At 34.4% G+C, this 12,172-nt stretch carries 17 protein-coding genes and 1 tRNA gene; 12 read left to right on the top strand and 6 right to left on the bottom strand.

Annotated elements, in window-relative coordinates:
- The first annotated feature begins 1 nt into the window (after nucleotide 1).
- From NPIRD3C_RS02995 to NPIRD3C_RS02970, 6 genes are read left to right on the top strand one after another with little or no spacing between them, the layout of a single operon-like run.
- Nucleotides 2-724 (top strand): creatininase family protein, encoded by a 723-nt coding sequence (locus NPIRD3C_RS02995; protein WP_148702778.1) that lies wholly within the window; start codon nucleotides 2-4, stop codon nucleotides 722-724.
- 57 nt (nucleotides 725-781) lie between these two features.
- Nucleotides 782-1,018, top strand: coding sequence for an LSm family protein (locus tag NPIRD3C_RS02990; protein WP_014962496.1), 237 nt, complete (start codon nucleotides 782-784; stop codon nucleotides 1,016-1,018).
- Nucleotides 1,019-1,028: 10 nt separating this feature from the next.
- Nucleotides 1,029-1,196: a 50S ribosomal protein L37e gene (locus NPIRD3C_RS02985; RefSeq protein ID WP_012214603.1), complete on the top strand. Its 168-nt coding sequence runs from the start codon at nucleotides 1,029-1,031 to the stop codon at nucleotides 1,194-1,196.
- Nucleotides 1,197-2,165 (top strand): hypothetical protein, encoded by a 969-nt coding sequence (locus NPIRD3C_RS02980; protein WP_148702777.1) that lies wholly within the window; start codon nucleotides 1,197-1,199, stop codon nucleotides 2,163-2,165.
- Nucleotides 2,166-2,840, top strand: coding sequence for a ribose-5-phosphate isomerase RpiA (rpiA, locus tag NPIRD3C_RS02975; protein WP_148702776.1), 675 nt, complete (start codon nucleotides 2,166-2,168; stop codon nucleotides 2,838-2,840). It begins immediately after the preceding gene.
- A 37-nt stretch (nucleotides 2,841-2,877) separates the two neighbouring features.
- Nucleotides 2,878-3,075, top strand: coding sequence for a hypothetical protein (locus tag NPIRD3C_RS02970; RefSeq protein ID WP_148702775.1), 198 nt, complete (start codon nucleotides 2,878-2,880; stop codon nucleotides 3,073-3,075).
- 1 nt (nucleotide 3,076) lies between these two features.
- Here NPIRD3C_RS02970 and amrS read toward each other — a convergent pair whose 3' ends face one another.
- Nucleotides 3,077-4,147 (bottom strand): AmmeMemoRadiSam system radical SAM enzyme, encoded by a 1,071-nt coding sequence (gene amrS / locus NPIRD3C_RS02965; protein ID WP_148702774.1) that lies wholly within the window; start codon nucleotides 4,145-4,147, stop codon nucleotides 3,077-3,079.
- A gap of 33 nt (nucleotides 4,148-4,180) precedes the next feature.
- Here amrS and NPIRD3C_RS02960 point away from each other — a divergent pair, with 33 nt between their 5' ends.
- Together NPIRD3C_RS02960 and amrB are read left to right on the top strand one after the other, a co-directional pair.
- Nucleotides 4,181-4,798, top strand: coding sequence for a TIGR00296 family protein (locus NPIRD3C_RS02960; RefSeq protein WP_148702773.1), 618 nt, complete (start codon nucleotides 4,181-4,183; stop codon nucleotides 4,796-4,798).
- Nucleotides 4,799-4,818: 20 nt separating this feature from the next.
- Nucleotides 4,819-5,646: an AmmeMemoRadiSam system protein B gene (gene amrB, locus NPIRD3C_RS02955; RefSeq protein WP_148702772.1), complete on the top strand. Its 828-nt coding sequence runs from the start codon at nucleotides 4,819-4,821 to the stop codon at nucleotides 5,644-5,646.
- 8 nt (nucleotides 5,647-5,654) lie between these two features.
- Here the strand turns inward: amrB and NPIRD3C_RS02950 are convergent, their stop codons facing one another.
- Together NPIRD3C_RS02950 and NPIRD3C_RS02945 are read right to left on the bottom strand one after the other, a co-directional pair.
- The gene (locus NPIRD3C_RS02950) at nucleotides 5,655-6,539 is read right to left on the bottom strand and encodes a hypothetical protein (protein ID WP_148702771.1); all 885 of its coding nucleotides are present in this window, start codon (nucleotides 6,537-6,539) and stop codon (nucleotides 5,655-5,657) included.
- Nucleotides 6,540-6,573: 34 nt separating this feature from the next.
- A complete protein-coding gene (locus NPIRD3C_RS02945) occupies nucleotides 6,574-7,974 on the bottom strand; it encodes a dihydroorotase (protein ID WP_148702770.1) in 1,401 nt (466 codons plus the stop codon).
- Nucleotides 7,975-8,068: 94 nt separating this feature from the next.
- On the opposite strand from NPIRD3C_RS02945, the gene NPIRD3C_RS02940 reads away from it, so the two are divergent.
- Nucleotides 8,069-8,332 (top strand): hypothetical protein, encoded by a 264-nt coding sequence (locus NPIRD3C_RS02940; protein ID WP_148702769.1) that lies wholly within the window; start codon nucleotides 8,069-8,071, stop codon nucleotides 8,330-8,332.
- A 599-nt stretch (nucleotides 8,333-8,931) separates the two neighbouring features.
- The gene (locus NPIRD3C_RS02930) at nucleotides 8,932-9,459 is read left to right on the top strand and encodes a zinc ribbon domain-containing protein (protein ID WP_148702768.1); all 528 of its coding nucleotides are present in this window, start codon (nucleotides 8,932-8,934) and stop codon (nucleotides 9,457-9,459) included.
- 20 nt (nucleotides 9,460-9,479) lie between these two features.
- Here the strand turns inward: NPIRD3C_RS02930 and NPIRD3C_RS02925 are convergent, their stop codons facing one another.
- The 3 genes from NPIRD3C_RS02925 to trxA form a co-directional block, all read right to left on the bottom strand.
- On the bottom strand, nucleotides 9,480-9,839 hold the full coding sequence (locus tag NPIRD3C_RS02925) for a zinc ribbon domain-containing protein (RefSeq protein ID WP_148702767.1): 360 nt from the start codon (nucleotides 9,837-9,839) through the stop codon (nucleotides 9,480-9,482).
- Nucleotides 9,840-9,881: 42 nt separating this feature from the next.
- A tRNA-Ala gene (locus NPIRD3C_RS02920) sits at nucleotides 9,882-9,953 on the bottom strand.
- A gap of 135 nt (nucleotides 9,954-10,088) precedes the next feature.
- Nucleotides 10,089-10,415, bottom strand: coding sequence for a thioredoxin (gene trxA / locus NPIRD3C_RS02915; RefSeq protein ID WP_148704103.1), 327 nt, complete (start codon nucleotides 10,413-10,415; stop codon nucleotides 10,089-10,091).
- 116 nt (nucleotides 10,416-10,531) lie between these two features.
- Between trxA and NPIRD3C_RS02910 the strand changes: the two genes are divergently transcribed.
- Nucleotides 10,532-11,299 (top strand): zinc-ribbon domain-containing protein, encoded by a 768-nt coding sequence (locus tag NPIRD3C_RS02910; RefSeq protein ID WP_148702766.1) that lies wholly within the window; start codon nucleotides 10,532-10,534, stop codon nucleotides 11,297-11,299.
- A gap of 40 nt (nucleotides 11,300-11,339) precedes the next feature.
- Complete coding sequence (locus tag NPIRD3C_RS02905) at nucleotides 11,340-12,038, top strand: signal peptidase I (RefSeq protein ID WP_148702765.1); 699 nt, start codon at nucleotides 11,340-11,342, stop codon at nucleotides 12,036-12,038.
- Nucleotides 12,039-12,172 lie beyond the last annotated feature (134 nt).

The raw sequence follows: 12,172 nt of genomic DNA, 5'->3' as shown, positions 1-12,172 counted from the left end.
AATGTCAGAAATAAAAACACAGTTTGATCCGTTTCTAAGAAAAGATATAAAAAGAAAAAAGCAAGTTGCAGTTATTCCAATAGGCTCAATTGAGCAACATGGTCCACACCTCCCCATTTCAACAGACACAGATATTGTAACAGAAGTAGCAAAAAGAATTTGTGAAAAAAATAAGTATCTATTGCTTCCAACTTTATCTTATGGAGTATCATTTGAGCATGCTCCATTTTTTAATTTGAGTATTAGAGAAGCTACGTTACGTAGTGTTTTAGTTGACATATGCTCATCACTTTTAGAAAACAACATCAAAACAATTTTCATAATAAATGGGCATCATGGAAATCAAAATTCAATTAGAGATATAGATAAAAAACTGAAAAAAATCTCAAAAAATAAGCTCAAAGTATTTCCATTTTCATATTGGCATTTTATGGATAAAGAATTTGATCATGCAGGATTTGTAGAGACATCATTGATGTTAGCAATTTCAAAAAATGTCAAAATGAAATTAGCTGAAAAAGGTCTCATTACAGATAAAATGACAAAACAAGAAATTAAAAAAATTGGAAAAATAGCAAACAAATCATTTCCAAAAGCCACAAAAAACGGAGTTTGGGGAGATCCTACAAATGCTTCAAAAAAAGAGGGACAGTTGATTTTAGCTGAAATTGTGAAAAATCTAGGAAAAAAGTGTCAAACTTGCCTTACTGGGCATAGCTCATAGTTTCACCAATGAAATTTTAATATAATCCCTCAATATCAAAGCCAATAAGTGAAATAGATGTCCGTTGATATGGCAGTAAAAGTATTGGATGAGAGTATCAATCAAGTTGTATTGATAAAGCTCAAAGGAAACAAAACCATTAGAGGTAATCTTCTTGGTTTTGACCAACACATGAATCTGCTACTCGACTCTTCAGAGGAGATTCCTGCTGAAGGCGATTCAAAAGGCCTTGGAACCATTGTAGTTAGAGGAGACAATGTAGTTATGATTTCTCCTCCACCAGCACAAAATTAGGTGATATGGAATGGTAAAAGGTACAACTTCTATGGGTGGTTTTACAAAGAAGAAAGTACACATAAGATGCAGAAGATGTGGAAAGAACTCACTTCACAAACGTCATCACCAATGTGCAAGTTGTGGATTCCCAGAGGCCAAGAGAAGAAAATATTCCTGGATTAAATGGTATACATAGATGCAAGAAATTGCCCTTATTCTTAGTTCATTAGCCGGTGTTGCTACAGCTGCTGCTGTACGGAAAATGCCAAGAGATAAAAATCAATTACTAAGTCTTGGCGCCAGTTCTCATATCAAAAGCCAAATCAATTCATTGAAAATTGAGAAAGACATTCTAACAAAAACAATTTCAAGACTATATCAAGCCGATTCTGAGTTCTCTAAAATTCAAAAAGACAAATTATTGTTAAAATATCAACATCAACTAGGTATTGTTTTAGCAAAATTAGAAAAACTTGAACAAGCCAGTAAACATCCAGACTTGGGTCCTGTTGGGGATGGTTTGATTACATTGATGGATCAAAAATTATCAAAACTAGATGATAGATTATATGAACTATCATCAAAAATTAGCAGTACAAAAGTTCAAACACCAAAAATAAAAGAACCAGAGAGTAAAAAGGAAATAAAACAAGAATCAAATTCATTTAAGAGCACATTTAATTTTGACAAACCAAAAGAAACTACCACAGAATCTATAACAATTCCTGCTACAAAATCACGACAGTCATTTGAACTAACTACTTTAACAAATATTTCAAGAAAAGAACCAAAATTCCCATTATTTGAAAAAGAAGAGAAACAAATTTCAAAACCAATGCCACAACCAAAAACAATTCAAACTGAATTAGTTAATCCAAAAGAAGAGATTGTAAAAGAAATCGTTCAACCAAAACCAAAGATTGAAGACAAAATCGAGATTATTCAGGAAGTTACATCAAATCCTGAGCCCAAATTAGAAACAAAACCGGATATCAATAAGGAAGTTGCCAAAATTTCAGAACATAAAGCACTTCCTGAGCCAGAAATACAAAAACCAGAATCAACATCATCAGATGAGGTTGATGATGATACAGATGATTTAGATAAAATCAAAGGCGACATAATGAAAGTTCTATCAAAGCTTGATCAAGCAGAGGTAGAGTGATTGTCTTACGATGATGCCATCATGGCATTATCAAATAATGCATTAAAATTTGTAAAAGATGATTATGTGATTGGCTTAGGTAGCGGTAGAGCGGCTACTACACTTGTAAAATCACTTGGAAAATTAATCAAACTAAAAAATTACAACATTAAAGGGGTTCCAACATCATTACAAATCAAACTTACTGCAGAAAAAGTTGGAATTCCATTAGTAGAAGCTGATCAAGTAGAACATATTGATATTGTATTTGATGGTGCAGATCAAATTGATTCTCAAAAATTTGTAATCAAAGGCGGCGGAGGAGCTCTGCTTAGAGAAAATATTTTGTTTAGCATTGCAAAAAAGGTTGTAGTAATTGCAGACAAAACAAAATTTGTAAAAAACTTTACTAGAACTGTTCCAGTAGAGGTGCACCCACTTGCCAGAAACTCAGTATCAAATTCTATCAAAAAATTAGGTGGAAAAGTACAATTGCGTTCGCTAGATAGAGGCTATCCGGTTTTTACAGAGAATGGAAATATCATCTTAGATTGTGATTTTGGCACCATAAAAAATCCAAAATCATTAACACAAAAAATCAAAGCTACTGTAGGAGTTTTAGAATCAGGTATTTTCCTTAGAAAGCCAGACGTAATCTATAGAGCAAAAACTGGTGGAAAATTCGATATTTTATAGATGAAATTCTTAAATCTAAAAATCACGTATATTATGTGTGGCAACAAGTGAGGATCTCAGAAATGACATTCTAAAGGCTACAGAAGAGCAACAAAGGCTAATGGAGTTGAGAAAGCCGTTCTTAGGCTCAAAAAATAATGAGGACCAGATGAGTGCTTTTCGCATTACAACTCAGATTATGAAATATGAGGATTTTATCAGAGATACAGAGAGACAACTAAGAACCATGAAGTAATCTAAGAAACAAACTGGAAACGATCTTCTTTGTAGTCTTTTTGTAATTTTCCCTCTATAGGGATTTTATTTCCGCAGAAATTACAACAGTTATTTTTATCAAGATGCCATTCCCGTATACTGAAGCCATAACGATTCACTACTATTTTCTTACATTCAGAACAATAGGTATGCTCCCACTTGTGACCAGGGACATTTCCCAAGTAGACATACTGTAATCCTTGTTCTTTGGCAACATGATAGTGTTTTTCTAAAGTTTCAACAGGGGTGCTTGGATATTCCATCATTTTGTAATCAGGATGAAATCGTAGAAAGTGTATTGGCATTTCTGGACCAAATTCATCATAAATAAATTTAGATAGTTTTTTTGCATGCTCCAAATCATCTCCAACTTGAGGAACAATCAAATCAGTGATTTCTACATGAATTTTTGTTTTATCCCGAATTTCTAACAGAGTATCAAAAATTGGTTGAGTATCAGGAATTCCAATAAATTTTCGTGTAAATTCTTTTTCTGCATTGCCCTTAAAATCAACAGTAATTCCATCAAGGAATTGATTCATCATTGAAACTGATTCTGGAGTATCATATCCATTTGATACAAAGACATTAAACAATCCTTTTTTTCTTGCAGCAGTTCCACAGTCTTTGGCAAATTCTATAAAGATTGATGGTTCATTGTAGGTGTATGCAATTCCATGTGAACCATATTTGATTGCAGTATTAACAACTTCATCAGGAGTCATGTCGATTCCTTGAACTTCACGTCTTTGACTGATATCAGAATTTTGGCAGTATTTACAAAGCCAGTTACATCCAGTAGTTGCAATAGAATAGATCCTACTTCCAGGATAGTAATGGATCAAAGGCTTTTTCTCAATAGGATCAACATGCCCAGAAATGACTTTTCCATAGGCATAAAGTTGTAATTTTCCATTTTCATTTCCTCGGATCCCACATAGACCAATCTGATCTTTTCCAATTTGACAATAACGTGCACACGCAGTACACTTTACTTTATCATCAGGAAGTCGTTCATAAAGTTCAGCTTCTTTTCCGAGAATTGCAGTCACGCTTTTTATGGTAATTTTACGTATTTAACACGTATGACTAAATCTCAAATTTCAGATTCAGACGGAATACAACTAGTAAAGATGGCAAGAAATGCTGTTACGCAGTATATCAAAAATAATGAGAGAGTTTACGATTCAGAATTTAACTCAAAATTTAATTTTAGTTCCGGAATATTTGTAACATTAAACAAACAAGATGAACTTAGAGGGTGTATTGGTTATCCAATTCCTGTAAAAAAATTATGTGATGGGTTAGTAGATGCTGCAATTTCAGCTGCAACAAGAGATCCAAGATTCACAGCAGTAACAGCTGATGAATTAGAAAAAATAACATTTGAAGTAACCATCCTAACACCCCCTGAAGAAATCACAGTTGGAGAGTACTCTGAATATTTATCACAAATCAGAGTAGGTAGAGATGGATTAATTGTAGAAAATGAATTTACTTCAGGATTGTTGCTGCCTCAAGTTCCAGTCGAATATGGATGGAGTGAAGAAGAATTCTTAGAATACACATGCCAAAAAGCAGGATTGGGCAAAGATGCATGGAAAGAAAAATCAACAAAAATTTCAAAATTTCAAGGAGTGATTTTCAAAGAAGAAAAACCCAATGGAAAAATTGTCAGAGAATCATCTGATGTTCTTTTATAAAATAATGTGCATGATTTGTTATGATTAGAAAACCAGTTGTTGCAGGTCAATTTTATCCTGGAACAAAAGATGAACTTGAAGAGATGATAGATTATTGTATACAACACAAGTATGGCCCAGGCATTCAAACACAAAAAGATGAGAAAGTTTTTGGAATAGTTTGTCCCCATGCAGGCTATGTTTACTCAGGTCCTACCGCATGCCATTCTTACAAGGCTATTTCATCTAAAAGTCCCGAACTAGTAATTATTCTTGGGCCTAATCATTTTGGAGTTGGAAGAGATGTCGCAACAATGATTGATGCCAAATGGGAAACCCCTCTTGGGTCAGTTGAGGTTGATTCAGAATCTGCAGAGGAAATAGCAAACATTTCAAAATACATTGAGATTGATGAGTTATCTCATTCTAGAGACCACAGTATAGAAGTTCAAATCCCAATGCTACAATCATTGCTTTCAAATAAATTCAAGATTCTTCCCATAATTTTACTAGATCAAAGCTTAGAAATGGCCAAAGATGTGGGTGATGCAATAGCACAAATTGCTAAATCAAGAAATGCAATGATTGTCGCATCTTCTGACTTTACACATTATGAGGAAAACTCTTTTGCACATTCTCAAGACAAAGCTTTGATAGAACCAATTCTAGAAATGGATGTTGAAAAATTTTACAGTGTTTTAATGGAGAAAAGAATCACTGCATGTGGATACGGTGCCATGGCATCAGTAATGATTGCATGTAAAAAGCTTGGAGCAAGAAAAGGAGAATTGTTAAGCTACTCAACAAGCGGAGATGTCATGGGAGATACATCATCAGTAGTAGGGTACGGTGCAATCAAGTTTGTCTAGTTAAAAAATTATTCAGAGTTGTTATGACGAATTGAATTCATAAAGTCTTGATTTTCTAGCATTAAATCTATCATTTGTTCTCGAAGTTCTGTATCATCCATCATAAATCCCAACATAGGCCCCATAAGTTGATTTGACATTTGTGCCATATGTCCTGGATTTTGAAGCATGAATTCATGCATTTCTTGAGAAAGTTCATCGTCAATCCACATATGATGTATCATATCCATCATCCTATCAGAATTTGTGAAACCTCCATGGGTTTCAGATTGCATGTGTTGCTCATATTCAGGACACCATGGACACGTTTCAGCATGCATTCCTTGATTCATTCCAGAACCCATCATAGATTTATGGACTGATTCCATCCATCGTGTATGATCTTTTAGAGATTGCTCCATTACAGAATGTTCTTTCATGTGCTCAATCATTTCTTGTCTCAATTTAACATCAGAAGTCATGGGTCCCATCATGTTTTTCAAAAATTCAGGATTGACTTTCATTTTTGAAACCCAATCTTGCATAATATTTTTCATCAGGGTAGGATTGTCTTGCATCATTTTACTCCAGTGATTTAGTATTGAGGTGTTTGATGTCAAAGTTTCCATCAGATTATTCATCATCATGGGGCGATTTTTCATTATTTTAGAGTCAAACAAACCATATCCTCTATCTACTAATTTCAAATATGTTGTAGATGATACACATGCAGGTGCACCACTACTTTTTTGCAAAAGTACAAGACCTTCTTTACATGTAAGCTGATCAATATCATTGAATTGTTTCCACTGCTGTCGTGGAGGAATTACAGATTCTGCAAACGAATCATGCAAGGGAACAAATAAAATTCCAAGAATAGCTGAAAATATAAAAAATAATGATATGATTTGCACAAATTAAATTAAATTTTTTTAAATAAATAGCATTCTAAGAATTTTTACCAATATTTCTTTTTACAAGTTGCCCATGTCCAAGTTTTCCTATCACTTCAAAATCTTCAGCAATTAATTCTCCTCGTACAATTGTTTTAACAGGCCACCCCTTGAGAATTCGTCCTTCATAGACAATATAATCTGAAAAACCTCCAAACAATTCAGAAGAAACTTTTTTCTCTTTTTTCAAATCAATCATGGTCACATCAGCATCAGAATTTTTTTCTAGCGTTCCTTTTTGGGGAAACATTCCAAAGATTTTTGCTGCATTTTGACTTGTAAATCGAATAAATTGTTCTAAGGAAATTTTGTTTTTATTCACACCATCATTAAGCAATATGGGAAGTACAGTGCCAATTCCTGGAAAACCGGCTAATGCGGACCAGACATCATCTCCACCCAATTTGAGTTTAAGCTGGTTTGCAACATGGTCTGTTCCTATGGTGTCAATTTGGTTAGCAGAAAGTGCATTCCATATTGCCTTTCGATCATTTTCGGTTCTTATTGGAGGCATAACTTTAGCAAGATACCCATCTTGTTTTTCATAAGACAATGTCAAATAGTGAGGACAAGTTTCCACAAAAATTTTTGTCCCCAGTTTTCTTTCTTCTTGAATTTGTTTTAGAGCTTTTTCTGAACCAATATGAACAAAATAGATGACACAATCGTAGTCACGTCCAAATTTTGATACAGTCTTGATTGCTTTTGCTTCAAATTCAGGAGAACGACTTTCAGACCATGCAGATAATCCATCTTGTTTTTTCTCTCTAGCAGTTTTAATTCCACATCCACATGATTCATAGTCTTCTGCATGAACCAAAACTGGACAACCAAGAGAAGCCGCAGTTTTTACTGTCTGTTCAACAATTTCATTAGTTACATCCACATTAGCTGCAACAAGTTCAGAAGAATTAGGTGGCATATCCATGTAAACATGGCCAATTTCACCACCAAGATTCATGTAAATTTTGAACGAAGTGATTCCTTTGTTTACACAATAATCCATTTCATTGATTTGTTGAGAAGTAAAAATAGATGCGTGTATTGCATAATCAACGTAATGGTTTTGAGATGCAGCATCAAGCTGAGATTGTAATGAACTAGAAAAAGGATCTCCTAATCTGAGCATTCTCATCATAGTTGTAACCCCACCAATGGCAGCAGCATGTGATTCAGTCTTTGCAGCCTCGTTGATTGGAGAATACACACCATAATGTACATGAGTATCAATAGGACCAGGAACTGAAATCAGTCCATTCCCATTGATTTTATTATCACAAGATGGCAAATCATTAGTTAAGCCCACAATTTTTCCTTCATCAATTACGATGTTTTTATTCTCCATTCCTTGCGGAAACATGACATGGGAATCAACAATTACAGTATCATATGTCATCTGAAAATTTTATTGCCTGCAGTCTATTATGCGTTGAGTTAGTCAATCTTTTCAAATATATTGATTCAAAAACCAACCTACCACAATAATAGATATGACAGACGACGTATGTGACTTTTGCAAAGGGGCAGGTTCCAGTGGTTCGAATGTATGTGTATATTGTAATGGTACAGGAGAATGGAATCAAGCTGCACAAGCTTATGTGAAAAATCATATCTGTCAATGCATAGTAATGGATAGAAAATTTTGTCCTGTTTGCAACAAACCATGCCACCATGACACATCACTAAATCCAAAACAAAAAATTGATCCTGGGTATGGTGGAATGTCAGAACGTGAAGTCACAGTTATGACATAATTTTTCTAAGAATCCATTATTTTCAACAAAATGTGTTTTATCAGGAGTCCTACATTTTGTGCATGATATTCCATTATCGAGTTTCCTGCTGCAACACATTCTTCAAAACTAGTGAGTAGAGAATTTATTTTGAAATAATTCAATAATTGTGTTCTTTGGCACCATATTGGAGATTGTAATGCAATTGAATATCTCAAATTCATTTATTGCCAAAAGAGAGAATATGACTACAAAAGATAGGACTATAGAGATATTATGATTGCATCTATTTTTTTAGATTCAAGGAATCTAGTTTGACAAGTACAAGTGTTAGTTTTTCATAATAACTCTCAAAATATTGAATCTAGAATTAACAAAAAAATATTTAGTAAAAAGTAATTCTTTTTGACTCTGATTTTTTAACAAAGACGTGATTGTATGATATTCATTGAGTCAGAGACATCTCGCGGTGTTAGCTGGGGGCCTAAAAGCTCACATAAACTAGTTAATACATTACAGAGTCTCCACAGCAAAGGAGACTGCTTTTTTCTCTGGGAAAATCAGTATCGAGCCAAGTTTGGATCCTAAAGTAATTAATATTCCAAAATTAGATGCAAAATATGTCATTTGGTGAAGTTGATACACTAAACATGCTTTTTGACAAACTCCAAAGTTTGTTTGATGAATCCCAAGGATACTATGAATCCTTTCTAGATACCAATAACATGTACAAAAAAGGTCAAATTAGTGATAAAGAATTCTTCCAAAAATTAGGAGATTATACAGTAGCGTATTCTGCATTAGAGTTTTTAGCAATCAAAGTGATTTTTGAATTAAAAAAATCCATGGGTTCAGGTTCAGGAAATACACAATCACCTGGTTTGATGCCAGGAATGGGGCAACCAGGAATGATGGCAGGAAATATGCCACCAAGAGCTGGCACTGCAGAAAACCCAGTTGGTGGAGGTCCACCAGGAATTGTTTCAGCACAAAAAGCATTCAATGATGTTGGTACATTGCCATCACCAGATCCATCATTAATGCCAAGACAAGCTGCACCTCAAAATAATGGAAATGGGTGTTCTTCATGTGGTGCAGAACTAAGACCAAATGCGAAATTCTGCACAAAATGTGGAACTAAAGCATAGATTAGAAATTAAAATTTAGTTTATTCTTGTGTTGTTCCACATTCAGGACAAAACTTTGCTGTTGCTGAAAGGCTAGTACCACACTCTGAGCAAAATTTTCCATCAGTTTTTTGTTCAGTGTAAGCATTTCCCATTAATCCAGAACTTTTAACAGCTCCAGATGGTTCATATTTTTCATCATCAATCAAAACAGGTTCAAAATCTTGTTCTGTTAGAAAGGTCATCATTCTTGGGATACCTTTGCCTTCATTGTTAGGATCTGGAACAGAATCACCTAACCAAAATGCAAACCTCATTAGGGTTAATTCTGGAGTTGAAAATGCCAAAGTGTGTTTTGACATGTATTCTTGTGCTGCTTTTTTGCCATCAAATACTTGCATGCAGATAATATTCGGTGTTTATGTATATTAGTTTCTGGAAAGTGGACCGGGAGGGAATCGAACCCTCGACATCCTCGTTGCGAACGAGGCATTATACCCCTAAACCACCGGCCCCTAAACTACTCTCAGGGTTGTGTTTTTATTCATTTATCAAATTTCACTCAAATGAGAGAATTATAGAAATTGTGAATTTTTTAGAAAATTAGAGGATTTAGTATTAAAAAAATAATAAAAACGAGTTTTTGAGATTTATGCTAGTGCTCTATCAATCATATTTTTGTATGATTCTTTAGAAGCAGCGCCTACTTGCTGGCCAACTATCTCACCCTTGTTAAGGAGAATTAAGGTTGGAATACTAAAGACATTGTATTTTGATGCCAATTCATTAGCCTCATCAACATTAACCTTGACAAATTTTACTTTGCCATCATAGTCACTTGCTAGTTCTTCAACTACTGGACCTACCATTCTACATGGACCACACCATTCGGCCCAAAAGTCTACAAATACAGGGATGTCAGAGTTTATCACATCAACTTCCCAAGACTTTGCATCAGAAATTTGTGTTATTCCCATTATACTGTTGTTTTGTTTTTCGTACCTAAAAATGTTCACCAGAATCAGCACCATATTTTTTGGGTGGAAAATAAATTCTGATATATACTTAAATGACGTTTTGACAAAACTCAGATATGAGTTCAGAGCTTAGAATAAAAAAATTAAGAGGTTCTGGGGGCTATGTAATGGCTCGTGTCACAGATGAACAGCAGATGAAAGGAAATCTGGGAGGTCCAGATCTGTTCTTGGCACCAATTGGCAGATTAGATGCAGATAAAATTTCTAAACATTTTTGCAATACTTGTGAAAAAGAATTTGAAGGTTCACCAAAGATTGAATTTGAGAATCCAAATGAAGAGGTTGCAGAAAATTTAATTCTTGCAGAAAGAGGACAGTATATCTGCAATACATGTGGATCATCAATTGCAGAATATAGAGAATTTAAGAAACAAGATGAAACAGGAGACGTAGGTAATGCAAAACCATTAGAGCCACAAACCGAAGTTTCCACACAAGCTGAACCCCCACAACAAGTAACTGAAAACACTCCACAACAAATTGAACAACCTGAGCCACAACAACCACAAGAAGAAACTACTCAACATAGTCCAACTACATCAGTTAGTTCAATTGAGGGTAGAGTAGTATATGATGAAAATGCCAATAAAATTGGAATTGCAAAACAGGTAGGAATTGATTCAACACAGTCAATGGTTTTGGTAATTACTCAAAACGACGGAACTGAAGGCAGCATCCCATGGAAAAATATCAGAAAAGTAGGAGAAGTCATATTATTAGGTAATCCAGAAGAAAGCGTTACTCCTGGAAAATGTTCAAACTGTGGATTTTCAAATAAAGAAGGTTCAAAATTCTGTGAAGAGTGTGGGACGCCACTTCAATAGCTAGTAAATTTAATCAATGACACTATAGGCGATTATGTAATTGACAAAAAAGTCTATTTCAAAAGGAATCATCAAAGATATTGTTATCGTTGCAGTTGGAGTTTTGGTAATTTGGATTGGTCTGCAAATTGCATTTGGGACACAAAATCCATTTTATGTAGTTGCAAGTGGCAGCATGATACCTGTTTTAGAAGTGTATGATGTTTTGATTGTTCAAGGGCATGAACCGTTTGAAGAAATTGAAGTAGGAGATATTATTGTATTTAATCGACCTTCTGATCATAATAGAGTGATTGTACATAGAGTTGCATCTATCTTAGATGATGATCCCAGAACAATTAGGACAAAAGGAGATGCAAACCCAGCATCAATTCCAGGTACTGATTTTCCGATTACTGAAAAAGAATACATTGGAAAAGTAGCATATACACTTCCACAAGTAGGATATATTACACAGTTACTAAAACCGCCAATTAATTATGTCATAATTGCAATTGTTATTGGAATTATGGTGGTTAAGCAGATGACAAAGAGGAAAAAGGAAAAGGAAACCACGTTTACAGACACAACAGACACTGATGATTCCAATACCATAGAAGAATTATCAGATATTGATAAGATTGAAGAAGATTCTGAATATTCTGAGCCAGTAGAAAAATCAAAAGAGATTGAAGAAAAAGAGGAATCTACTGAAATTAAATCAGATACATCAAATGAATCTGAAGAAAAAAAAGACTAAATCACTAAATTTCAGGCAAACAGGTTCACATGATGCCAAAAAAGGCATTAGATCGTCCTGTTTGCTTGGTGATAGAACTATGTGAAAATTATTAAAAAAGGATCCTGATAAATCATAAGTTTGAATAAGAGTAG

It is taken from the genome of Nitrosopumilus piranensis (genome assembly GCF_000875775.1).
In the GTDB taxonomy this organism is placed as follows: Archaea; Thermoproteota; Nitrososphaeria; order Nitrososphaerales; family Nitrosopumilaceae; genus Nitrosopumilus; species Nitrosopumilus piranensis.
Note: the sequence above shows the minus strand (reverse complement) of the source record. Positions and strands in the feature narration are given on the sequence as shown.